The sequence below is a fragment of the Escherichia sp. E4702 genome, from assembly GCF_963883545.1.
GTDB lineage: Bacteria > Pseudomonadota > Gammaproteobacteria > Enterobacterales > Enterobacteriaceae > Escherichia.
Genome location: NZ_CAWORF010000028.1, coordinates 1 through 23,227, shown reverse-complemented (window position 1 = coordinate 23,227; position 23,227 = coordinate 1). Strand labels below are relative to the sequence as shown.

The following is a 23,227-nucleotide window of genomic DNA, read 5'->3' as shown; positions in this document are numbered from 1 at the left end:
TCCATTAACAACAGCGCATACCACCTTTACCATCGCCGCCGTAGCGCGCGTTCTGGCGTTCGCGGAAGAATTCTTCATAGCTCATGTACGGCTTGTCGGGATGGTTGGTCTTCATATGCTCGACGTAGTTGTCGTAGTCTGGAATGCCAATCAACATCTTCGCCGCCTGGCCGAGATATTTTTTTGCCTGTCCTAAGTTACCAAACATTTTGCCTTCCAGATATGCGTAAAGCCCGGAAGGTCCGGGCTGGGGATTTGCCGGATGCGGCGTAAACGCCTTATCCGGCCTACGATAGACACTTTGTAGGCCGGATACGCGCAGCGCATCCGGCAACCGGTTAGTGGTGCGAAGAGATCTTCACGCCGCCTTCCGGGATTGGAACGTACGGTGTTTCTTTGTCAGTACGTTTGTCGCTGTTACGCACCGCAAGCCAGGTTTTGAAACCGTAGAAGATGATGCTGTACACCACAATCAGGAACAGAATACTCAGGCCCGCGTTGGTGTAGTTGTTCACAACGATGTGGTTCATGTTGGCAATCTGCTGCGCCGTCAGGTCAGTACCGTTAGCAATCTTCTCTTTGTACTGGCTCGCCATGTAGAAGAAGCCTTCCATCTGCGGGTTGGTGCTGAACAGTTTCAGACCCAGCGCCCAGGTGGTGCAGATAAGCAGCCATACAGCCGGAACAACTGTTACCCAGATGTATTGGGTGCGCTTCATCTTAATCAGCACAACGGTACCCAGTACCAGCGCTACGGCTGCCAGCATCTGGTTGGAGATACCGAACAGCGGCCACAGGCTCTTAACGCCGCCCAGCGGATCGACCACGCCCTGATACAGCAGGTAGCCCCACAGACCCACACAGCCCGCAGTACCGATGATACCGGCAACCAGAGAGTCGGTTTTTTCAGGAACGGGATGAAGTTACCCAACAGATCTTGCAGCATAAAGCGGCCAGAACGGGTACCGGCATCCAGCGCGGTCAGGATGAACAGTGCTTCGAACAGAATACCGAAGTGATACCAGAAGCCCATGTCAGCCATCGGCAGCACTTTGTGGAACACGTGAGCGATACCTACCGCCAGCGTCGGCGCACCACCTGCACGGTTCAGGACAGAAGGCTCACCAATGTCTTTCGCGGTTTGCAGGATCTGCTCTGGCGAAATCACGAAGCCCCAGGAGCTGACGGTCGCCGCCGCGTGTGCGGTAACGTCTTTCAGCTGCGCCATGATGATCGGCGCGTTCTCGCCACCCATTTCATGCAGGTTAGGCATGGTGATGCCAAGGCCCGCAGGCGGGGTATTCATCGCGAAGTAAAGACCCGGTTCGATGATGGACGCAGCAACCAGCGCCATAATCGCCACGAAGGACTCCATCAGCATTGCGCCGTAGCCAATGAAACGCGCGTCGGTTTCGTTAGCCAGCAGTTTCGGCGTCGTACCGGAAGAGATCAGCGCGTGGAAGCCGGATACCGCACCACAGGCGATGGTGATGAACAGGAACGGGAACAGAGCGCCTTTCCACAGTGGGCCAGTACCGTCAATGTACTGAGTCATCGCAGGCATTTTCAGTTCCGGGTTCAGCACCACGATACCCAGCGCCAGGCCGACGATAACACCGATTTTCAGGAAGGTTGCCAGATAGTCGCGCGGTGCGAGGATCAGCCACACCGGCAGCAGTGCGGAAACAAACGCATAGCCAATCAGCGCGAAGGTAATGGTGGTGTCTTTAAAGGTCAGTGCCGGACCCCAGTACGGATCGTGAGCAATCACGCCACCGAAGTAGATAGAGGCAACCAGCAGCACGATACCAATGACAGAGACTTCACCCACACGCCCCGGACGGATAAAGCGCATGTAGATACCCATAAACAGTGCAATCGGTACGGTTGAGCAAACGGTGAAGACACCCCACGGACTTTCGGCCAGGGCTTTAACCACAATCAGCGCCAGGACGGCAAGGATGATGATCATGATTAAGAAACAGCCAAACAGCGCGATAGTCCCCGGTACTGGTCCCATCTCTTCTTTGATCATCTCACCGAGAGATGCGCCGTTACGGCGAGAGGAGATAAACAGCACCATAAAGTCCTGTACCGCACCGGCCAGCACTACCCCCGCCAGCAGCCACAGCGTGCCAGGCAGGTAGCCCATCTGCGCGGCGAGAACCGGACCAACCAGCGGACCAGCACCGGCGATAGCGGCGAAGTGGTGACCAAACAACACGTAACGGTTGGTCGGAACGTAGTTCAGACCGTCATTGTTAATAACCGCAGGCGTCGCGCGCGTGGGGTCGAGTTTCATCACCTTCTGGGCGATATACAGACTGTAGTAGCGATACGCCACCAGATACACCGACACAGAGGCGACCACGATCCACAGGGCGCTGACGTGCTCCCCCCGACGTAATGCAACTACCGCGAGGCAGAATGCACCGATGATTCCGAGAATCACCCAGGGTATGTGCTTGAATAGTTTTTTCGTATCCATAGTAAAACCTGGCATTTTACTCGTCGTCTTTTGGCTTACAGGTGCGGCAGCTGCGTTCGTTCACCTCTGTCACTTACTGTTGTAAGCTCCCGGGGATTCACTCACTTGCTGCCTTCCTGCAAACCAAAATCCATAGAGTAATTTGTTAATCATAGGCCGAAGCCGTTCTAGGTTTGCGTTGCGTTTGAGGAGGTAAATTGACCGCTATCCTGCAGTGATGTTGCCAGAGTTACGCGCGCGTAAAGTAAGGTAAATAACTGAGTGGTTATTTTAGGGATGTAAGCGGTCAGGAATGGCGGTGAGCGGTTGGGCAAGAATTATTCATTAGGTGAATATGTGATTGACATCACAATAAAAATGCCCCTTCGATAATTAACCGAAGGGGGAGTTATTAGAAGAGAGTGTCTAATTCTGCCAGTACGTTGTAGCCGTCATCAGTCAATAACAACGTTTTCCATTTGTCGAAGGTCAGGCACGGATGGGAAGTGCCAAACACCAGAATATCCCCCACCTGCACGTCGCTATTAGCTGACAGTTGCAACATACAGTGCTGATCCATAATGCCGACACTGCGAATAGCTTCAGGATTAAACGCCAGTGGCTTGCCGTTGCGATAGTGGGCGACTGGTTGCGGCAGTCCGGCGTCGAAGGCGCAATCACGCTTACCAAAATTAACCACCGCACGATCGGCCTCTGGCACCGATTGCACCATGGCGACCAGTTCCAGTGCAGATGTGAGATCGCCTGCCAGATCGCAAGCCACAGGATCGCGGGCGATCAATTGCTGTTGCGCGGTGTCGTAGATCCCTGCGTCATGGGTGATGTAGCAGCCTGGGCGAATGACGATTCGGCAGTTAGTCGGTTTTTCTGCCGCCAGCCAGATATTGCACACCACGTCATACCAGACCGTGCCTGCTCCGGTGAGAATAAACTCGCCATCAACCAGACTCGCCATATCACAAGCCAGTTGTGCGGCATCCCGCAGCAGCGCTTCTACCTGCGGTTGTGGATCGTCACCGTGTAAAACACCTTCATATAACTCAAGCCCCCGCAGACGTAATCCTGGTAATTGGGCCGCCTGCTTAGCCAGTGCCAGTGCGGCATCCGTTGAGCGGCAGCCACAGCGCCCGCCGGGAACACCCAGTTCAATCATCACGTTCAGCGTCTGTTGCTGGCTGGCAAAAAAGGCAGACAAAGCGCGGGCGTTCTCAATGCTGTCGATACAGCAGATAAAATCGACCGTCGGGTAATGCCATTGCAACTGGGCAATCAACTGCATATTCGCCTTGCCGACCAACTGATTAACCATCAGCACTCGCTGAATACCGCTCGCCATTGCCGCACCAGCCTGCCATGCGCTACCGACACCTATTGCCCAGGCACCAGCCGCCTGCTGCGCCTGAAAAATCCACGGCGTCATGGTGGTTTTACCGTGCGGTGCCAGCGAAACGCCGCGCGCGTCAGCATAGCGCTGCATCCACGCAATGTTGTTCTCCAGCGCCTGCTTTTTAATGATCGCGGCAGGTAAACAAACATCTTCGGCAAGGATATTTGCGGGCATTTGCATCAGAGCAGATTTATGGGGAACCAGAGGTTCTGAGTGGTATTTCATAACATTTACCTTTTGAGTTTTTCACCGTATCGGATGCGAGTATCATTTGTAACTAAATGAAATATAAACATTTAGTTTATTTATCTTATGATTTATGAATAAAAGTATCAGAAAATCATCTGGGTTTTGCGTAGTTTTCCACTGTTTTTCATCCTTGTAAATGGTTAACTTATCACCATTGCAGAAATGGAGTGACGAACATGCAGGTTGACTGGTTATTCAAAAATGTGACGGTTATCGACGGCAGCGGCGGCCCTGAATTTCGCGGTGACGTGGCAATAACAGGCGATCGGATTGTCGATATTGCCCCTGCGCTTAACGTTACGGCGCAGCAGGTTATTGACGGTGAAGGACGGGTGCTGGCACCAGGGTTTATCGACGTTCATACCCATGACGATATCAACGTTATTCGTATCCCGGAATATCTGCCAAAAATCAGCCAGGGGATCACCACGGTGATTGTCGGCAACTGCGGGATCAGTGCAGCGTCGGCGAAAATGAAAGGCGAAGTCCCTGACCCGATGAATCTGTTGGGGGAAGCGGAGCACTTTATTTATCCCACCGTTGAAAGCTATGCCCAGGCAGTGGAAGCAGCCAGACCGTCACTGAACGTTGGCACACTGATTGGTCATACGGCGCTGCGTAATAATCATATGGACGACCTGTTTCGCCCGGCGACGGCAGATGAAATTGCCGCTATGCGTGCCGACTTACGTCTGGCGTTGAGTCAGGGGGCGCTGGGGTTAAGTTCCGGACTGGCCTATGCCACGGCATTTCAGGCGACTACCGAAGAGGTGATGGCACTGGCGGAAGAACTGGCAGGTGAGAAGGGGGTTTATACCACTCATCTGCGTTCTGAATTCGAACCGATTCTGGATGCGCTGGATGAGGCGTTTCGTATTGGGCGTCATGGCAAAGTGCCTGTCGTTATTTCCCACCATAAATGTGCCGGGGCGAAAAACTGGGGGCGGACAAAAGAAACGTTGGCTTTTTTTGACAAAATGCGTCAACACCAGGAAATTGGCTGCGATGTCTACCCTTACTCGGCCAGCTCTTCAACGCTGGATCTCAAACAAGTCACCGACGAATTCGATATTGTGATCACCTGGTCACAAACACATCCGCAGCAGGCCGGGAAAACACTGGCACAAATCGCCATCGACTGGCAGATGAGTATGCTGGAGGCTGCAAAGCTGCTAATGCCTGCCGGGGCTATCTATTACAACATGGACGAGCGCGACGTCCGCCGAGTGTTGAGTTATCCGGTCAGTATGATTGGCTCTGACGGTCTGCCCAATGATCCCATGCCGCATCCGCGTTTATGGGGCGCTTTCCCTCGCGTGCTGGGTCACTATTGTCGTGATGAAGGCTTATTCCCGTTGACCACGGCTATCCACAAAATGACCGGGCTTTCTGCCAGCCGTTTTTGTCTACCCGAGCGTGGACTGGTGAAAGTCGGCTATTTTGCGGACCTGGTGTTGTTCGATCCGCAAACCATTCGTGATGTTGCCAGTTTTTCTGATCCCAAACGCCCGGCAGATGGCATTGAGGCGGTGATGGTGAACGGTGTTATGAGCTATGGTCGCGATAAACATATTACAGGCCGTGCGGGCCGTTTCCTGCGCCGCCAGACCTCACATTAAGGAGTGAATATGAGCATTAAACGTTACGGTACGGAAGGTGGAACAGGCACTGGTGGGCAGCATTTGCCGTTTGCCAGGGCGGTTGAGGCGGGCGGCTGGCTGTACGTCTCCGGGCAAACACCCATGAAAAATGGTGAAGTGGTAGAAGGCGGTATCGTTGAACAGTCACGACTGGCGATCCAAAACTGTGTCGACATCATGACTGAAGCCGGTTATAGCCTGGCGGATGTGGTTCACGTGAAAGTGATCCTGACCGACGCCCGCTATTTCCAGTCATTTAATAAAGTATTCAGAGAATTTTTTGGCGAGAATCCGCCTGCACGTATTTGTTGTGTGGCTGATCTGGTTGTCGATTGTAAAGTCGAAGTCGATGTGACCTGTTATAACGCGACCCGCTAATAAATTTAAGAATTAAAAAAACAGACCGCAATTGAGTGCTGAATACATTCAGCACTCCGGGAACTCTTACATTATTTTTTCTCTACTGGCAGGATGTGAATTATGAACAGTCATATCTTTTTAGTCGGCTTTATTATTTATGCCATCGCCATGATTTGGCTTGGTTGGTTTGTTTCTCGTAATCAGAAAAGCGGAGAAGATTTTCTGCTGGGCGGGCGTTCGCTGCCGCTGTTTCTGACGCTGGGCTCAACCGTTGCCACGATGGTTGGCACGGGTTCCAGTATGGGCGCAGTGGGCTTTGGCTACAGCAATGGCTGGGCCGGAATGCTTTATGGCGTCGGCGGGGCCGTAGGTATATTGCTGGTGGCGTGGCTGTTTGCACCGGTACGTAAATTACGTTTTATGACCATGAGTGAAGAACTCTCTTATTATACTGGCGGGAGTCATTTAATTAAAAATATTGTCGGTCTGATGATATTTATTGCCTCTATTGGCTGGCTGGGGGCGCATATATTAGGTGGCAGTATGTATCTTGCCTGGGCAACAGGTATTGATCTTACTGTAGCAAAATTAATTATCGCCTTAGCTTTTGCGATATACGTTATTATCGGCGGTTATTCGGCGGTAGTGTGGACAGACACCATTCAGGCCTTAATTTTGTTCTTTGGCTTTATATTGATGGCTATTCTTGCCGTTGTTCACGTTGGCGGCTGGAGTGCGATTGAACAGGCGATGGACCCAAAAGCGATGAGCCTGTTTGCGATTGATAAAATGGGCGTGCTGCCTGCGCTTTCGCTGGCGCTGGTTATTGGCGTTGGTGTACTGGCCACACCGTCTTATCGCCAGCGTATTTACTCGGGTAAAGATGTTCCCTCTGTACGCCGTTCGTTTGTTATTACTGGCGTGTTGTATCTGTTCTTCTCGATTCTGCCTGCCATTATCGGCATGGCGGCGTTCACCATGAACCCGAATCTGGAAAACAGTAACTATGCCTTCTTGTTCGCTACTAGTTTTCTGCCGCCATTGCTTGGCCTGGTGGTACTGATTGCCGGGCTTTCTGCCACCATGTCTTCTGCCAGCTCCGATGCCATCGCAGCGGTGGCGATTATGATGCGCGATGTCTACACCATGATTACCGGCAGAATGCCGCCGGAGAACAAGGCAATCACTTACTCACGCTGGATGCTGACCTTTGTTATTGGCCTCGCATTGGTCTTTGCTCTGACCTCTAACGATATCATCAGCTACATTACCAAAATGATTTCGATGCTGATGTCCGGGCTGTTTATCTGCTCGATTCTCGGTCGCTTCTGGCTACGCTTTAACTGGCAGGGCGCGTTGGCAGCGTTAGTGAGCGGTATGGTGATGTCAATTGTGGTGCTGATGAATGCCGACTGGCTGGCTTACTGGGGTAACCCGTGTATTCCGTCAGTGCTGGGAAGCCTGGTCGCTGGCGTACTGGTGACGCTGGTAACGCCAGCAAGCGAGATCAGCCGGGAAGAAGCTCTGGCTATTATCACCAATGAGCGTGAAAACCAGAATGTCGTGATCACCAAACCTGAAGAGGCATAACCAATAGTGCTAATCGCCAAGTGGCTGGCGGTTAGCGCCACCCCGGTGGCTGTCTAATGCCAGTTTTATCCGCCGCAGGCGATCTTTCGCCTGCGCTTTATTTGCCATAGCCAGCTCTGTTGCCAGCACATCGATCATCGCGAGCATGGCGTAACGGGAAGGCGTGGGCTTAAAAATGTAATCACTTTCCTGAACCAGCAACGGTAATACCAGATCCACCTGTTCTGCCAGTGGTGTTTGTGCAGGCGTAATGGCGATAACTCGCGCGCCGTACTGACGAGCGATAGCGGCGCTTTCGATGATTTCTGGCGTATAGCCGCCGAGTGAAAGAACTATCACCACATCCTGCGGCATCACGGCTGAGCACATCATTCTCATCATGAGTGAATCGTTCTGACTGACCACTGGCAATCCCAGGCGGAACAGACGGTACTGGATCTCCTGCGAGCAGATGGTAGAACCGCCGCCCGTTCCCAATGCAAGAATTTGCCGCGCCTGACTTAACCAACTGACCGCCTGACTGATGGCGTTCATATCCAGTGAGCGACGATGCGTTTCCAGCACGCTGATAATTGATTCGTAGATCCCCTGAACGCCGTCAAGATCCGGTACATCGAGAATAAACCGCTGCCCGATAGCCAGTGACTGCGCCAGTTTGACTTTCAGTTCGCGGACATCTTTGCAACCCAATGCACGGGCAAAACGCGTCACCGACGCCTGGCTGGTTTGTGTTAACCGCGCCAGCTCGGCAATTGGCAGTTCCACGGCTGCGGAGACGTCATCAAGAATAAATTGTGCGATACGCTTTTCAGTGGCGGTTAACGCCATAAACCGCTCGGTAATGCAGGAGATGATATCGATGCTATAAGCCATGGGAGTATCACTGATTCAGTAAAAACTGGTACTTTGTACCATAAAAATTGCTCCAGAGTGTGACCCTCATAAAAAATGTAAGTACGCAGCGACAAAAAAACGCTCAACACCGCTCCAGATCATAAAGTTTTCTACCACCAGGCCGACAACCTGAGTATCAGGTCTGGAGGGAAGAGAAACCATGTTTAAACGTATTAAGATCGTGACCAGCTTATTGCTGGTTTTGGCCGTTTTTGGCCTTTTACAACTGACATCAGGCGGTTTGTTCTTTAATGCCTTAAAAAATGACAAAGAAAATTTCTCCGTTTTACAAACCATTCGTCAGCAGCAATCCACGCTGAATGGCAGCTGGGTCGCGTTGTTGCAGACACGTAACACTCTCAACCGCGCGGGTATCCGCTACATGATGGATCAGAACAATATTGGCAGCGGTTCAACCGTCGCCGAGCTGATGCAGAGTGCCAGTATTTCGCTGAAGCAAGCGGAAAAAAACTGGGCGGACTACGAAGCATTGCCGCGTGACCCGCGTCAGAGCACAGCCGCAGCGGCGGACATCAAACGTAATTACGATATTTACCACAATGCGCTGGCGGAGCTGATCCAGCTGTTAGGCGCAGGCAAAATCAATGAGTTCTTTGAGCAGCCGACTCAGGGATATCAGGACGGTTTCGAGAAGCTGTATATGGCTTATATGGAGCAAAACGATCGTCTCTACGATATTGCCGTCAGCGATAATAATGCTTCCTACAACCAGGCGATGTGGGTGCTGGTGGGCGTGTTGATCGTCGTGTTAGCCGTCATTGTGGCCGTCTGGTTTGGTATTAAAGCCTCGCTGGTAGCACCAATGAATCGCCTGATCGAAAGCATCTGTCATATTGCTGGCGGGGATTTGGTAAAACCCATTGAGGTGGTTGGTTCTAACGAAGTAGGACAACTGGCTCAGAGTTTGCGCCATATGCAAAGTGAACTGATGCGTACTGTCGGAGATGTACGTAACGGTGCGAATGCCATTTATAGCGGTGTCAGCGAAATTGCCACGGGTAATAACGATCTCTCATCACGTACTGAGCAGCAAGCGGCTTCACTGGAAGAGACGGCGGCCAGCATGGAGCAACTGACTGCAACGGTGAAACAGAACGCCGAGAACGCGCGTCAGGCCAGTCATCTGGCGTTAAGTGCTTCTGAAACCGCGCAACGTGGTGGCAAGGTAGTGGATAACGTGGTACAGACGATGCGCGATATCTCCACCAGTTCGCAGAAGATTGCCGATATTATCAGCGTTATCGATGGTATTGCCTTCCAGACCAATATTCTGGCTTTGAACGCGGCGGTTGAAGCGGCGCGCGCGGGCGAGCAAGGGCGTGGTTTTGCGGTAGTTGCGGGGGAAGTGCGTAACCTGGCGCAGCGTAGCGCCCAGGCGGCCCGTGAAATTAAAAGCTTGATTGAAGACTCCGTAAGTAAAGTGGATGTCGGATCTACGCAGGTCGAAAGTGCCGGGGAAACCATGACAGAGATTGTCAGCGCCGTAACACGCGTTACTGACATTATGGGAGAAATCGCTTCAGCCTCTGATGAGCAAAGCCGTGGCATTGATCAGGTTGGTTTAGCGGTTGTCGAAATGGATAGGGTAACGCAACAGAACGCCGCGTTAGTGGAAGAGTCTGCTGCCGCTGCCGCCGCGCTGGAAGAGCAGGCCAGCCGTCTGACCGAAGCCGTAGCGGTGTTCCGTATACAGCAAACGCAACAGCGTCAGTATGAAGCTTTGCCAGTGGTAAACGCAGCGTTGCCGGTTGTGTCGCGCAAAATTGTCGTCGCTGATAGCGGGGATAACTGGGAAACGTTTTAATCGCCATGAAAAATGCCCGATAAGCAAAATGCTATCGGGCATAGGGAGATTAATCTTTACGTGGGTCGTTGATCGGCTGACGAACCAGGAAGATGTACGCCAGCGCACCAGCCGCGGTGACGCAACCGCAGATGATGAGTGCCAGATGGAATGAGTGTGTGGTATCAACAATAAAACCGGTAATAATCGGCGCGAAAGAGGCGCAGATGAAGCTGGCAAAGTTCTGGATACTGCCCACCGACGCAGTCATGCGAGAAGCGACTGCGACGTGGATCAATCCCCAGCAGGATGTTCCGGCAAAGTGAATACAGAACAGTGCCATGCCAATCAGCAGAACCGCCGTCATGGATGTTGTCGCTTGCGGTACTACCAGCGTAAAGGCGGCAGAACAGAACATCCCGGCAATAATGCAGATCTTCCGGCTCTTAATCGGAGCCATTCCCCCTTTGACCAGCCAGTCGGTAACGTAACCGTTGACCAGCATCCCGGCAGCCCCAAACAGGAAAGGGATAGCCGCCATCAACCCTGTGCTTTTTAAATCCAGGTTATAGGCTGTTTGCAGGTAACCGGGAAGCCAGGCCAGATACAGCCACGCAGTGTAGTTGATGCCACTGAATCCGAGCATCATTCCCCACATTGTGCGGTTACGGAACAGGCTGCGCCATTCGGCAGAACTGAGCGGATCTCGGCGGGCATTGACGCTACCAGCATTGAGATAAGCTTGTTCAACGGCAGTCAGTTCTACGTGCTCGCGGTTGCGATAGAGCATATACCAGCCGATGGCGAGAAAAATACCCAACACACCAATGGTAATAAACATCCCGCGCCAACCCATCACCAGCATCATCGCCGCCAGAATCGGTGGGCTTACGGCTACGCCAATGGTAGACGCTGCGTTGAAGAAGCCCATCGGGCGTCCGCGCTCTTTGATGTTGAACCAGTCGTTAATGACTTTTACACCGCATGGGTTCATCGGCGCTTCACCAATCCCCATACCGATACGAACCAACACGAACTGCGTAAAGCTGTGCACCATGCCAGACATTGCCTGGAACAGTGACCAGAAGAACATCCCAAGGCCCAGCATTAGTCGCGGGCTTTTGCGATCCAATAGTGGGCCGCAAGGGAGTTGCGCAATCCCGTAAGCGAGTGAAAACACGGAGAGCAAAGCGCCGATCTCGGTGGCACTTAACCCCAGTTCTTCACGAATCGTTAAATTTGCTACCGACAGCGAACTGCGGTCGAGATAATTGATTACCGCCGCAAAAAATAATAATAACATGGCGGTGGTTTGAATGCGTTTAATTCTGGCGCTGCGTTGAACTAATCCATCTGGTGGCACGGGAATATCTGCCAACGAAGATGCAGTAAACGAAGAATGCGGATCGAGGTTGATATTTTCTTTTTCCACGCCGGACTCCTGTATTTATAATTTTAATTGGTTTGCGTAATTATGCATTACGCAAGGTTGATATTAATGGCAGGTTAAAGTTTTAGGACTTTACTGCCGCTCACAAAACATTTTTAGTCGACTGATTGTGAGCATAGGTAAGTGGAAATTTTCCGGTATTTATCTTTTAATAAAACCGTGCACTCGCTAATAGTTTGCTGTTTTTAATCCGTACTTAATGAGCATGACGTTTGTTCTCATTAATGGAGCGAATCATTGATTGTTTAGCTGAATTCAAATGGTTACGGAGCGCAAGGGTGGCATCCAGGTCACTGCGGCAAATCAAGGCGCTGAGAATGGTCATGTGCTCATCGACGGCAATGATATTACGCTGTTTAAGATCGCTTTCGTCCCATTGATAGTGAAAATGAAAGATGATTGAGATTATCTCAATCGATTGATCAAAAAAGATATTATCGGCAGCTGAAAGCAGTAAGGAGTGAAAATCTCTGTCCAGTTGGGAAAACATACGAAAGCTATTGCCGATGTTGTCTCGTAGTAGGCGATGACGTTCGAGCATGCTTTTCGCCTGCAGCCAGTGGGGATCATGATCAGGCAGGTCAAGAAAGTGCTCAAGTGAATGTGTTTCGAGCATTTCACGCAGTTCAAACAGCTGCTCGGCGTAGGGTTGATCGAATTGCTTCATGCACCACTGACCGCGTTTTTCGCTTTGAATAAGATTATACCGACCGAATTTTAAAAGGTATTCCCTCACTACCACCGGGCTGACACCCGCGGCTCGCGCCAGTTGCAGTTCAGAAAAAGTTTCCCCAGGGCGTAACTGGCGCTGGTTTATCATAGTGAAAAAAGCCTGTTCAAACATTTTGTTTTGCTCACTCATTGAAGCGATAGTGCAGGCGAAACCGTCATCGTAGTCAGGTTTGCGCGTAATAACATGGTCATTTCCGACCTGTGTCAGGACGCCGCATTCGCGTAAGTGGCTGAGAATATGCCGCACTGTGGTGCGACTGATGTTGTACATTTCCGCCAGCGCGCTTTGCGATGGAAGTGGTGAAGGGACATGACCACGCGCCATATCATCAATGACCTGGTTAATCACATTGTGGCGTAAATTTTGCGAACGACTCATATTTTCTCCTTGTGAGTCCATTAAAACCATATTTAAAACATTTTTATGTGTGTGTTTTCACAAAATAGATTTTCTGTTTTGCTGTCATTTTTAATTTTCATTGATATCTATTGCAACAAAGAATGGAGAACAGAATCATGTCTACGATGAAATTTTTAATTTGTCAGCAGCCGAAAGAATTAATCTGGAAACAACGCGAGATACCTATTCCGGGTGACAACGAAGCATTAATTAAAATTAAAGTCGTCGGAATTTGTGGTACCGATATTCATGCCTGGAGGGGGAATCAACCATTTTTTAGTTATCCACGCGTTTTAGGCCATGAAATATGTGGGGAGATTGTTGGATTGGGAAAAAATATTGCTGATCTTATAAATGGACAGCAAGTTGCGGTAATTCCGTATATTTCTTGTCAGGAATGCCCGGCGTGTAAAAGCGGTCGCACCAATTGCTGTGAAAAAATTTCGGTCATTGGCGTGCATCAGGATGGCGGTTTTAGTGAGTATTTGAGCGTGCCGGTGGCGAACATTTTGCCTGCGGATGGTATTGATCCGCAGGCGGCAGCATTGATTGAACCTTTCGCTATTAGCGCTCATGCGGTTCGTCGCGCAGCAATTGCGCCAGGTGAGCAGGTGCTGGTGGTCGGGGCGGGACCAATTGGTCTGGGCGCGGCAGCAATCGCTAAAGCCGATGGCGCACAGGTGGTGGTGGCGGATACCAGTCCGGCGCGGCGTGAGCATGTGGCAACGCGTCTGGAGTTACCCGTGCTGGACCCGTCAGCCGAGGATTTTGACGCGCAGCTGCGAGCGCAGTTTGGTGGTTCGCTGGCGCAGAAAGTGATCGACGCAACTGGTAATCAACATGCGATGAATAACGCCGTTAATCTGATTCGTCATGGAGGCACGGTAGTATTTGTTGGCCTGTTTAAAGGCGAGTTGCAGTTTTCTGATCCGGAATTCCATAAAAAAGAAACCACGATGATGGGCAGCCGAAATGCCACGCCGGAAGATTTCGCGAAAGTCGGGCGGCTGATGGCGGAAGGGAAAATTACTGCCGATATGATGTTAACCCATCGCTATCCATTCGCCACGCTGGCAGAAATCTATGAACGCGATGTGATTAACAATCGTGAGTTGATTAAGGGCGTGATTACTTTCTGATAATGCGAGTTGCCATGCAGCGCCCGGGGAAATGTTGGGCGCTGTTTTTTCTGTTTCTCAATAATGTTTTGTAGGTCGGAGAAGGCGTGTAGGTCGCACTTTATGCGACCTACAAATCAGTCAGTGATTACCCTTCACGCGCCACCACTTTGATTTCCACCATGCCAATGCCGAGCTTACGCGGCGAGTGTCCGAGGATATTCCCTTCGTTGGTTGAGACAGGTTCTGGCGGAACAATTACCAGTGTGTCGGCATCGGTTGGGTTATCGAAATGCAGCGTGGTGGTGGTCACTTCATTGCCCAGTACGATGGTTTGTTCTTCATTGCCTACGCGTACCGGAATAGGACGGCTGGCGTTATTGCCGTATGCTTTGGCGGTAATCACCAGGTCAAATTTCTTCGGCAGCGGATGCTTGTACTCGATTTTTACTTCATCGCCCAGCTGCGCGTTGGACCAGCGGCCCCACGACTCCGGACGGGAAATCCCGCTAAACTGTTTCACTTCTTCCGGTGCACCCGCGACGTTAAAAATGAAACTGTCGGCTTTGTAGCGAATATCGTTATCGACAATCTTCAGCGTATCGACATTGCCTTTGTAGCGTTCCATATCGATGACGGTATCTTTAAATGCGGTTTTGCCCTTCCACGTCGTTTTATCAACATGTTGAACAATTTGCTGACCACCAAGCTGCCCCTGGGAAACACACCAGTCAGTGGAGAGAGCCAACTCTGGCGCCCATAGCTGCGCCATCTTGTAGCAGCGATCAACCCAGACGAAATTGTCGCGCGGAGCGAAATCGGCCAACTGGAAACGGAGTGGTGCAGAATATTCGCTTTCTGGCAGTGGTTCCACACGTTTATCCGACACGCGTAACAGTAGCGGCAGACGGAAATGGGTACCCGAGAAGGCGATCATGTTTTTATTCTGATCAATGGTGAACTCTTTCATCTCGGTGGGGAATTTCCACAGACGAATGATATCGGGCTTCCACGCCAGCACTTTCTCTTTAATGTTGAGGAACACTTCCGACATGGATTGACCAGAGAGGCTACTACGCCCAAGGCCGATAAAGTTATCGCCACCAAGAATATCCAGCACTGTAGCGCCGTTATCCATGGTGTTGCGCTTCACCGCCAGCGTCTCTTGCTGTGGCTTGTCGCCACGGATGACGAAAAACAGGTTGTTACGATCCTGTTTATTAAGGTATTTCCACGCCGTGTTGTTCATCGCTAAATGGTCAGATGAGACGACGATGACGGTATCTTTAAACCACGGTGACGCTTTGATTTTATTGATAAACGTCGCGATGTTCTCCTGGCTGCAACTTACCGCGCTGAATGACTGATTCGGCTTACCGTCAAAATCATATTTTTTGCGGTTGCAGGTGCGAGAGATAAAACCATCCGGGTGATGGGTATCGACCGTCAGAGTAAACAGTGAGAATCGCTGACCAGAGCGGGAAAGCTCTTCAAACTTTTTCCACGCTTCATCCAGCACGGTATCGTCGTAGAATCCCCAGTCGTTGCGATAATGCGGATCCGCCACCACACTTTTCAGCTCTTCTGCACCATACAAATGGTCGAAACCGTGTGATTTCAGGAACACATCTTTACCCGCAAAACGCAGGTTAGCCCCTTGCACAAAATAGTTCTGATAACCGGAGTTTTTCAGGATATCGCCAAGACAGATGTTCTGCGGGAAGAAGCTGGAAACCGAGGCAGAGGCGTTACCTTCAAACGGGGCAAACAGTGGAATCCCGCACTGAGACGCCACCATGCCCGCGATAGTGTAATCCGTTCCTGGCAGTTGTTGAGTATGACTGAAATCCAGCCCTTCATTTTTCAGTGCGCCCAGTTCGGGAGTGAGGTCAGGAAAAGCGTCGTTATCAAAATAGGTCCGCTCCAGACTCTCACCATAGATATAAACCAGGTTAAGTTTGGGGGCAGGGATGGTTTTCGACGGTTCTTTATAATAAGCCGCAAAGTCAGGATCGCCGTCGCGTGACTGGGATTTTACCAGCTCCGTTATCTGGCGAAACGCCGGGCTGGCGTCCACAGAACCCAGCGCCAGTAAGAGCGCCAGCAGGCTGTAGCCAAAATGGTGAGGATGATGACGGCGTCGGCGTAGGATCCAGCCCAGCGCGCCGAAAACTACCGCCAGTGCCAGCACGATACCAACTCCCGGCAGGATATACTTGCTGACGCCAGCACCGGTCAGGCTGTTAGTTAAGGTATAAAGCACCGCGTCGTTAATGCCGTCGCCAGTAAAATAGTCACTGGCAAACAGGGTAATGTTTAAAACGACAAATAACCCCAGTACCGTTAACGTGGCGGCAAACCACCAGGTGTTACGTCCCGCTTTCCATGCGTAGATCAGCACAGAGGCGAGAAATAGGGCGAAAGAGAATAGTTCTGACAACGGGCGATCCTCACTAAAACAGGCCGGTTAGCCGATGTTTAAGATTTTTTGAGAAACACAATGTAATGGTGCTGCCATATAGCTGCAATTCTAGTGTCAAAAAAATGCGATGTTGTTAGGAATTAGTTTATAAACAGACTTTTTTGCGCAAGAAAGTTGCCCGTGTAACAGAGGGAAAGACGTCCAGAAACAGGGAAAAGAGCGGGGAAGGGCCGCGTTAGCTTGTTAATAGCTAAAACGCGGCGTTATGCTGATCAGGAAATAAAGTTCAGACCTTGCTTTAACACCAGATCGCAGGCTTTGGTTTTTACCTTTTCAGCCAGAGGCGTCGTACCGATGTTATCCAGGTTAAGCTGCTGACCATCTTTGGTTTTTAGCAAACCCTGAATGCCATCCAGATAGTTGGTATCTTCTTTCTGCTCTTCGCTGTTCAGGCCCAGCTTCTCCAGGACCTGATTTTTGATATTTTCCGCATCGGTAACTGAAGCCAGCTTTTGCTTCGCGCAGTATTGCAAAATGCCTGCGGCATTGTTCATGTTGTCTGCGCTTAACGCCTGGTTGCCACTACTAAGCAGATTAGTTAATGAGGCGAGCGACCAACCGCCTTCCTGTGTGGTGCTGTTTTGGTTGCTTAACTCGCTGGCGGCGCTGGAAAGCGCATCTTTCCAGGACGCGGCATGCACCCCGGTGGAAATTAATGCGCTGGTGGCAATTGCACAGCACAGAAGGTGTTTAATAGTTTTCATCATCATTACTCAAGGTGGAATTGTGTCGCAGTATAGCGCCGGAAAGGAGGATTAATACTCTTTACCCGTTACCCGGCTACGATAGCTTTCCCAGTTAAAAATAACCCACAGACTGTTACCCAGTCGCATACGATCCATAACGCGTTCGCCCAGTAACTTGGTCATCTCTTCCATATTGCTGTTGGTCAGCATCCCGGTCGGGCGTTTGGAAGAAGAGCGGCGATCGACGATCTGGTTGATGATCACTTTTTCGTATTTCGATTCGGTCTGCACGCCGATCTCATCGATCACCAGCAGATCAACGTTGCTCAGATCGTTAAGCAGTTGTTCTTCGCTGGTACCGCTATTTCTGAAGGTATCTTTCATCGCCGACATAATATCGGCCACGGTGATGATCAATACGGACTTACCGCGTAGCAGCAGTTCGTTGCAGATTGCCGCCGCCAGATGGTTTTTGCCAGTTCCAGGCTTGCCAGAAAAGATAAAGCTGGCGATGTTGCCGTCGAACTCTTCGACATACTGGCGCGCTTTGCTCAACGCATTCATCTGCCCTTCGCACTCAACACGATAGTTCTCAAAGGAGCAGTTTTGATGCAGTGGACGAATGCCAGAGCGGTTAAAGGTTCGCTGCATTTTCATCGCCCGATTCTCGCGCTCAAGAGCGGCGGCGCGGAGCGCCCCTTGTTCTTTCTGCCATGCCAGAAGTTCTTCACCCGTTTTGAAAGCGGGTTTGATATGGGCTGGCATCATTTTTTGCAGACGTTGCATCAGGTCGCCAACGTTTTTCATCGTTACCCTCTGAATCCCGGTGGAATTTGGCTGTCAGGTTCACTGACTGTGTTCACATCTCGTTTCGTTAATCCGCCATTGCTGGCACGACCTATTTGCAGGCTGCGCGCCAGTTTTTGTTGCCACTGCACATGATGGAAGACTTTGCCTTCCGCCTGCCAGTAAGCAATAAATGACGCCAGTTCTTCAGCGGTCACCGACTCTTTTAGCGCCACGCCCCATAATGCCGCCTGACGGATAAAGTCGGTATCGGGTTGCCAGTCTGGGTACATGGCGAATTTGCCCATGGGTACGGCAACGGGGGCGGCTTGCGGTTCCTGATAGAGTTGATCGTCCAGGGCCACGTCACTTCCCGGACGCGTCAGTTTTTCTTCCAACGCCAGCAGTTCAGCAAGACGCGCGGGCGTAACGGCATAAAACGCCGGGGCATTGTTGGCAAATACGGCAACCATGCCGCCTTCTGCTTTTGCCAGAACGGTTTGGTGATCGTGTACCAGGGCGTCAATACCAACGACGTCCGGGGTCAAAACTCTGGAGGACATACTGTTTCTCAATATGGAACGATGAACGAGAAGGGAGATTACTTTTATAGTAACACACGGATGAGGCCAGGCAGCCTCTCATCCATGTGCTTTAAGCGAGGCAATTTTATACGCGGGGGCGCTTGCGGTACAACCACAATCCAGGAACGGAAAGACCGATGGATAACGCGCCAACAATTGATGAAGCGGTAAGAAAGTTAGTTAACAGGGTAATCATTAACGGCTCGCTGTAACCTAACTGACTGATTTTTACCGCTGAAATCATTGCAGTATACGCCGGGATGCCCGGGAACATCGGAATGACAGCCGCCACGGTAAAGACTTTCGGGTGCGCCAGATACCAGCGCGACCACTGAATACCAATGGTGCCGACCAGTAGCGAAGCCATAAACGTCGACCACTCAATATTGAGTCCGGTAGTCATTAAAATCATTCGTGAACCATGACCCATCGCGCCAAGCAGCGCACACCAGCGTAATGCCCGGATTGGCACGTTGAACACCATCGCAAAGCCGACCGCTGGGATTGCCGCGAGAATCATATCCTGCGCTAATGCTAATAGAAATTCGATTACACCCATCCGCGTAGCCCCCAAATTGTGAGTGCCATCACTACGCCAACGCAGGTTGCCAGTGTCAGCAGGCTGGCAATCGCCCAGCGTGCCAGCCCGGTATTTATATGACCTTTAAACATATCGGCTACAGCATTTATCAACGGAAAACCTGGCACCAGTAAAAGAACACTGGCCGCCATTGCCACAGTAGGCGTATGACTGAATGTCGGAAGTTGTAGAAGGAGGCCAGAAATTGTGGTGGCGGCGAAGGCAGTGATGCAAAAGTTTATTTGTGGATGGAGGTGGCGTTGTGCCAGTAGCTGGCGGATATACATGGCGATCATACTGGCGAAGAATGTAATCAACGCCCCATCCCAACCACCGTTATTCAGTTTACAGAAACAGGCGCAAGAGAGTCCCACCATCAAAGCGACCAGCCAACGCGGATAGCGCAGGGGATGTATTTGGCTAAAACGTTTCTCAACACCTTTGTAATCCAGCAGCTTATGTTCCGCCAGAATCACAATGTGTTGTACCTCAGTAACCATATGCATATTAATGCCGCGATCGTGGTTTTTGCGCGTAGATGTCAGACATTGACCATCTTTAATGGTGGTCAGTACGATAGCATTGGAAGAGATGGAGCTTTCAACGCAGTCCATCCCTAACGCCCGACCCAGTCGTGAAGAAAGCTCGTCAACCAGCGCGCTCTCCGCCCCGTGCTGTAAAAGAAATAATCCGCACTGGATACATAGCCGTGTAACGGCTCGCTGTTGCTCTGTTTGCATAACTCGCCCTTTGTCATAGACGCGTTGCGTATTTTTCAAAAAATGAGAACCCTTTTGTATCACGAAGCATGGCTGTTTTGACGTTGGTTAAGATCAAAATTGCGCTGATTAATCCTGGTTGCGGTGATGAGTTCGCGGAAGGGAAACGGTGCAAGTTTTGAGTGGAATAAATAATTCCATGAATATTATCATTAAAATGAATTTATTGTTTTGTTTTTACGCGTTTGAGTAATGGCCGGTGAAATCATTTTTTTCGGTTTCAGGTAAGAAATACACTTCAGTTTTTATTAGTTTTTTTCTTGATATTCTGGCTAAAGGCGTTTCATTTAACTTTTATTCGTTATTTTAAATGATATCTTAAACTGATTGATTTTGAGGATGTTGATTAAGTATTTCTAACAACATAATTTAGATATTTTAAATGTGTCAGAGGTATTTTTCCAGGTTATTATTTGATGCTAGTCTCCTGAAACATACAAAGGATTTTTTGTGTGGCTGGGGTAAACTGATATGAAGTGAATGCTAAGGATAAATTATTTGCTGAATCTATTAATTTATTGGAATTATTTAAAGGATGAATATTCTGAATAAACCATCATAATTTATAGACAGTGGATGTGGAGGATATATGTTGCCAGGATGCTGCAAAAATGGAATTGTTATCAGTAAAATACCCGTTATGCAGGCAGGGTTAAAAGAGGTCATGAGGACCCATCTCCCTGAATACGATATAACGAGTAGCACCTCTGCGGAGGAGCTGACCATATTACAATTACGTCGGGCTGGGTTAGTTATTGCCGATTTAGCCGGACAAACAGAAGACCCGCGTTCTGTTTGTGAACATTACTATTCATTGATCTCACAATACCGGGAAATTCATTGGGTTTTCATGGTTTCGCGAGCCTGGTACTCTCAGGCGGTGGAACTGCTTATGTGTCCAACTGCGACGTTACTGTCCGATATCGAGCCCATTGAGAATCTGGTCAAGACCGTTCGTTCCGGCAATGTCCATGCAGATCGCATCAGCGCCATGCTGACTTCGCCTGCAATGCCGGAAATTCAGGAATTTGGTTATCGCACCGTGATTCTTACCCTTTCTGAACGCAAGGTACTGCGGCTGTTAGGTAAAGGATGGGGCATCAACCAAATAGCTTCATTGCTTAAGAAAAGCAATAAAACCATCAGCGCACAAAAAAACAGTGCGATGCGCCGGCTGGCAATTCACAGTAACGCTGAGATGTATGCATGGATTAATAGCGCACAGGGGGCAAGGGAACTTAACTTGCCTTCTGTTTATGGAGATGCCGCGGAATGGAACACAACCGAATTAAGAAGAGAAATGTCGCACTCATAGAAAAGTGCGTCATGAGCAGTATCGGTATTGAGAGTTTATTCAGAAAGTTTGCGGGTAATCCTTATAAACTCTATACGTATACCAGCCAGGAGGCTTTTCAGGATGCTATGTCGCGGGTTTCATTTGCGGCGGTCATTTTTTCTTTTTCTGCCATGAGAACTGAGCGCAGGGAGGGATTATCTTGTCTGACTGAGCTGGCAATCAAATTTCCACGTACCCGGCGTTTGGTTATTGCGGATGATGATATTGAAGCGCGGTTGATTGGCTCATTATCGCCTTCTCCTTTGGATGGTGTGTTAAGTAAAGCATCAACGCTGGATGTTTTTCACCAGGAGCTGTTTCTGTCATTAAATGGCGTACGTCAGGCGACCGATCGACTGAACAACCAGTGGTATATTAATCAAAGCCGGACGCTAAGCCCGACGGAGAGGGAAATATTACGGTTTATGTCGCGTGGCTACTCAATGACGCAAATTGCTGAACAGCTTAAACGGAATATAAAAACGATCCGCGCGCATAAATTTAATGTGATGTCGAAACTGGGTGTCAGTTCTGATGCCGGATTGCTTGAGGCGGCAGATATTCTGTTATGTATGCGGATTTCAGAAACAAGTAATGTGTTGCATCCATATTAATCTACTTAATGCCGGGTTTATCCTCCCGGCAGTGTGCTTATTTCAGCGCGCAATCCCCACACTGTTGCACATCCGGTAAGCGATAACGCTGGCAACAGGTGCGGCGCACCAGCAGGCCGTCGCGCAGCACGACTGTGCGCCATAATGGATTATCTTCGCCGCTGGAGAGCGTTTTCTCAAAGAACAGGGCATGGCGGAGCGATTCAACTAACGCCTCGCCAAGCAACTGCTTCATCTCGGTCAGATACCAGTTAATCAAATAACCGGTATTACTCCAGATAAGTTTGCCGTTAATTTCACCTGTCGCTTCTAATGCCTGCACAACCGGAACCAGCGCCTGGCTGATTAACGTTTCCATTCGCTGCTGTGGCGAATGTGATGTTGCGTTTTTATCTTCACACACATCGACCCAGAAACAGGCAGCACGACCGGTTTCGTGAAACTCAACGTAGAAATGTTCCGCCGACACATCTAACGCTTTATCCTGCGTCAGCAGCGCCAGCATTAATGGCGGCACCATCAGGCCGATATACCATTGCGCCCACAGTGAGATCAGCGGTTTGTTCTCGCGGATCATCATTGGTTGATTGCGGTAGATATGATCGGAATAGACCGCCAGTAGAGAACTTAGCGCATTGGGAGAGGACCATTGCGCCAGCGTCATGGCACTAAGCGGGGCGGGTTCATCCAGACGGATAAACTCCAGCAAATGTTGACGATGTTCGGCGATCGTCGCGCGAACCGCTTGTGCAAGCGTGGGATCTTGCGGCTTGAGATGCGTTCGCCAGATAACATCTTCATAGAGCGGTGCGGAACGATAGGCCATAATCGTGATAGTAATCTAAATGATAATGATTGCTAATCCTAGCGATAGGTTTACCCGATAGCAAGGGATTTCTCTGGCTTGAAAATGATAAAAATCATCATATGATATTGGTTATCATTATCAATGAAAGAGATCAAACCATGTTGCAACGTATGCTGGGCAGTGGCTGGGGAGTGTTGCTGCCAGGATTGCTGATTGCAGGGCTGATGTATGCGGATTTATCGCCGGATCAGTGGCGGATTGTGATTCTGATGGGATTAGTATTGACGCCGGTGATGCTGTATCACAAACAATTACGGCATTACGTTTTGCTACCATCGTGCCTGGCGCTTATTTCAGGCGTCATGCTGATGATAATGAACGGGAATCAAGGATGATAAAACAGGGAAGGAAGTAAAGATAATTGGTGCGAGGGGGGGGACTTGAACCCCCACGTCCGAAG

The 23,227-nt window shown here is 50.2% G+C and carries 20 protein-coding genes and 1 pseudogene; 8 read left to right on the top strand and 13 right to left on the bottom strand.

Annotation, left to right across the window (positions count from 1 at the left end; translation table 11 throughout):
* Nucleotides 1-4 precede the first annotated feature (4 nt).
* From AACU94_RS17740 to AACU94_RS17730, 3 genes and pseudogenes are all read right to left on the bottom strand, one after another.
* Entirely contained in the window at nucleotides 5-208 is a 204-nt protein-coding gene (locus AACU94_RS17740) for a YbdD/YjiX family protein (protein WP_000467859.1), read from the bottom strand.
* A gap of 130 nt (nucleotides 209-338) precedes the next feature.
* Nucleotides 339-2,488: pseudogene (gene btsT, locus AACU94_RS17735) on the bottom strand (pyruvate/proton symporter BtsT).
* A gap of 391 nt (nucleotides 2,489-2,879) precedes the next feature.
* Complete coding sequence (locus tag AACU94_RS17730) at nucleotides 2,880-4,100, bottom strand: amino acid deaminase (RefSeq protein ID WP_135489927.1); 1,221 nt, start codon at nucleotides 4,098-4,100, stop codon at nucleotides 2,880-2,882.
* Between the two features lie 200 nt (nucleotides 4,101-4,300).
* Here AACU94_RS17730 and AACU94_RS17725 point away from each other — a divergent pair, with 200 nt between their 5' ends.
* From AACU94_RS17725 to AACU94_RS17715, 3 genes are all read left to right on the top strand, one after another.
* On the top strand, nucleotides 4,301-5,743 hold the full coding sequence (locus AACU94_RS17725) for an N-acyl-D-amino-acid deacylase family protein (protein WP_135489925.1): 1,443 nt from the start codon (nucleotides 4,301-4,303) through the stop codon (nucleotides 5,741-5,743).
* 9 nt (nucleotides 5,744-5,752) lie between these two features.
* Entirely contained in the window at nucleotides 5,753-6,142 is a 390-nt protein-coding gene (locus AACU94_RS17720; RefSeq protein WP_000023754.1) for a RidA family protein, read from the top strand.
* Between the two features lie 102 nt (nucleotides 6,143-6,244).
* A complete protein-coding gene (locus AACU94_RS17715; protein ID WP_135489923.1) occupies nucleotides 6,245-7,714 on the top strand; it encodes a sodium:solute symporter family protein in 1,470 nt (489 codons plus the stop codon).
* Nucleotides 7,715-7,723: 9 nt separating this feature from the next.
* Here the strand turns inward: AACU94_RS17715 and AACU94_RS17710 are convergent, their stop codons facing one another.
* Nucleotides 7,724-8,587 carry a MurR/RpiR family transcriptional regulator gene (locus tag AACU94_RS17710; protein WP_064530245.1) on the bottom strand — a complete coding sequence of 288 codons (864 nt, stop codon included), beginning with the start codon at nucleotides 8,585-8,587 and terminating at the stop codon, nucleotides 7,724-7,726.
* 181 nt (nucleotides 8,588-8,768) lie between these two features.
* Here AACU94_RS17710 and tsr point away from each other — a divergent pair, with 181 nt between their 5' ends.
* Nucleotides 8,769-10,433 (top strand): methyl-accepting chemotaxis protein, encoded by a 1,665-nt coding sequence (gene tsr / locus AACU94_RS17705; RefSeq protein ID WP_135489921.1) that lies wholly within the window; start codon nucleotides 8,769-8,771, stop codon nucleotides 10,431-10,433.
* A 49-nt stretch (nucleotides 10,434-10,482) separates the two neighbouring features.
* Here tsr and AACU94_RS17700 read toward each other — a convergent pair whose 3' ends face one another.
* Both AACU94_RS17700 and AACU94_RS17695 read right to left on the bottom strand, forming a co-directional pair.
* Complete coding sequence (locus AACU94_RS17700) at nucleotides 10,483-11,844, bottom strand: MFS transporter (protein ID WP_135489919.1); 1,362 nt, start codon at nucleotides 11,842-11,844, stop codon at nucleotides 10,483-10,485.
* Nucleotides 11,845-12,058: 214 nt separating this feature from the next.
* The gene (locus AACU94_RS17695) at nucleotides 12,059-12,973 is read right to left on the bottom strand and encodes a GntR family transcriptional regulator (protein WP_135489917.1); all 915 of its coding nucleotides are present in this window, start codon (nucleotides 12,971-12,973) and stop codon (nucleotides 12,059-12,061) included.
* A 137-nt stretch (nucleotides 12,974-13,110) separates the two neighbouring features.
* Here AACU94_RS17695 and lgoD point away from each other — a divergent pair, with 137 nt between their 5' ends.
* Nucleotides 13,111-14,133 carry an L-galactonate oxidoreductase gene (gene lgoD / locus AACU94_RS17690; protein ID WP_135489915.1) on the top strand — a complete coding sequence of 341 codons (1,023 nt, stop codon included), beginning with the start codon at nucleotides 13,111-13,113 and terminating at the stop codon, nucleotides 14,131-14,133.
* Nucleotides 14,134-14,260: 127 nt separating this feature from the next.
* Here the strand turns inward: lgoD and opgB are convergent, their stop codons facing one another.
* From opgB to AACU94_RS17660, 6 genes are all read right to left on the bottom strand, one after another.
* Nucleotides 14,261-16,552, bottom strand: a complete 2,292-nt coding sequence (gene opgB / locus AACU94_RS17685) for a phosphatidylglycerol--membrane-oligosaccharide glycerophosphotransferase (protein ID WP_135489913.1) — start codon at nucleotides 16,550-16,552, stop codon at nucleotides 14,261-14,263.
* A gap of 254 nt (nucleotides 16,553-16,806) precedes the next feature.
* Nucleotides 16,807-17,301 (bottom strand): DUF2501 domain-containing protein YjjA, encoded by a 495-nt coding sequence (gene yjjA, locus AACU94_RS17680; RefSeq protein WP_130216557.1) that lies wholly within the window; start codon nucleotides 17,299-17,301, stop codon nucleotides 16,807-16,809.
* 48 nt (nucleotides 17,302-17,349) lie between these two features.
* Nucleotides 17,350-18,087 (bottom strand): DNA replication protein DnaC, encoded by a 738-nt coding sequence (gene dnaC / locus AACU94_RS17675; RefSeq protein ID WP_130216555.1) that lies wholly within the window; start codon nucleotides 18,085-18,087, stop codon nucleotides 17,350-17,352.
* A 2-nt stretch (nucleotides 18,088-18,089) separates the two neighbouring features.
* The gene (dnaT, locus tag AACU94_RS17670; protein WP_130216553.1) at nucleotides 18,090-18,629 is read right to left on the bottom strand and encodes a primosomal protein DnaT; all 540 of its coding nucleotides are present in this window, start codon (nucleotides 18,627-18,629) and stop codon (nucleotides 18,090-18,092) included.
* A gap of 106 nt (nucleotides 18,630-18,735) precedes the next feature.
* A complete protein-coding gene (locus AACU94_RS17665) occupies nucleotides 18,736-19,209 on the bottom strand; it encodes a threonine/serine exporter (protein ID WP_130204757.1) in 474 nt (157 codons plus the stop codon).
* Complete coding sequence (locus AACU94_RS17660; protein ID WP_130216549.1) at nucleotides 19,200-19,970, bottom strand: threonine/serine exporter family protein; 771 nt, start codon at nucleotides 19,968-19,970, stop codon at nucleotides 19,200-19,202. Before AACU94_RS17660 ends, AACU94_RS17665 begins: the two co-directional genes overlap by 10 nt.
* Before the next feature lie 628 nt (nucleotides 19,971-20,598).
* Here AACU94_RS17660 and AACU94_RS17655 point away from each other — a divergent pair.
* On the top strand, nucleotides 20,599-21,324 hold the full coding sequence (locus AACU94_RS17655) for a helix-turn-helix domain-containing protein (RefSeq protein ID WP_130216547.1): 726 nt from the start codon (nucleotides 20,599-20,601) through the stop codon (nucleotides 21,322-21,324).
* The gene (gene bglJ, locus AACU94_RS17650) at nucleotides 21,282-21,959 is read left to right on the top strand and encodes a DNA-binding transcriptional activator BglJ (protein WP_130204762.1); all 678 of its coding nucleotides are present in this window, start codon (nucleotides 21,282-21,284) and stop codon (nucleotides 21,957-21,959) included. Before AACU94_RS17655 ends, bglJ begins: the two co-directional genes overlap by 43 nt.
* 37 nt (nucleotides 21,960-21,996) lie before the next feature.
* Here bglJ and fhuF read toward each other — a convergent pair whose 3' ends face one another.
* Nucleotides 21,997-22,785: a siderophore-iron reductase FhuF gene (fhuF, locus tag AACU94_RS17645; RefSeq protein ID WP_135489911.1), complete on the bottom strand. Its 789-nt coding sequence runs from the start codon at nucleotides 22,783-22,785 to the stop codon at nucleotides 21,997-21,999.
* Between the two features lie 140 nt (nucleotides 22,786-22,925).
* On the opposite strand from fhuF, the gene AACU94_RS17640 reads away from it, so the two are divergent.
* Nucleotides 22,926-23,162, top strand: coding sequence for a DUF1435 domain-containing protein (locus tag AACU94_RS17640; protein WP_130259585.1), 237 nt, complete (start codon nucleotides 22,926-22,928; stop codon nucleotides 23,160-23,162).
* Nucleotides 23,163-23,227: the final 65 nt, after the last annotated feature.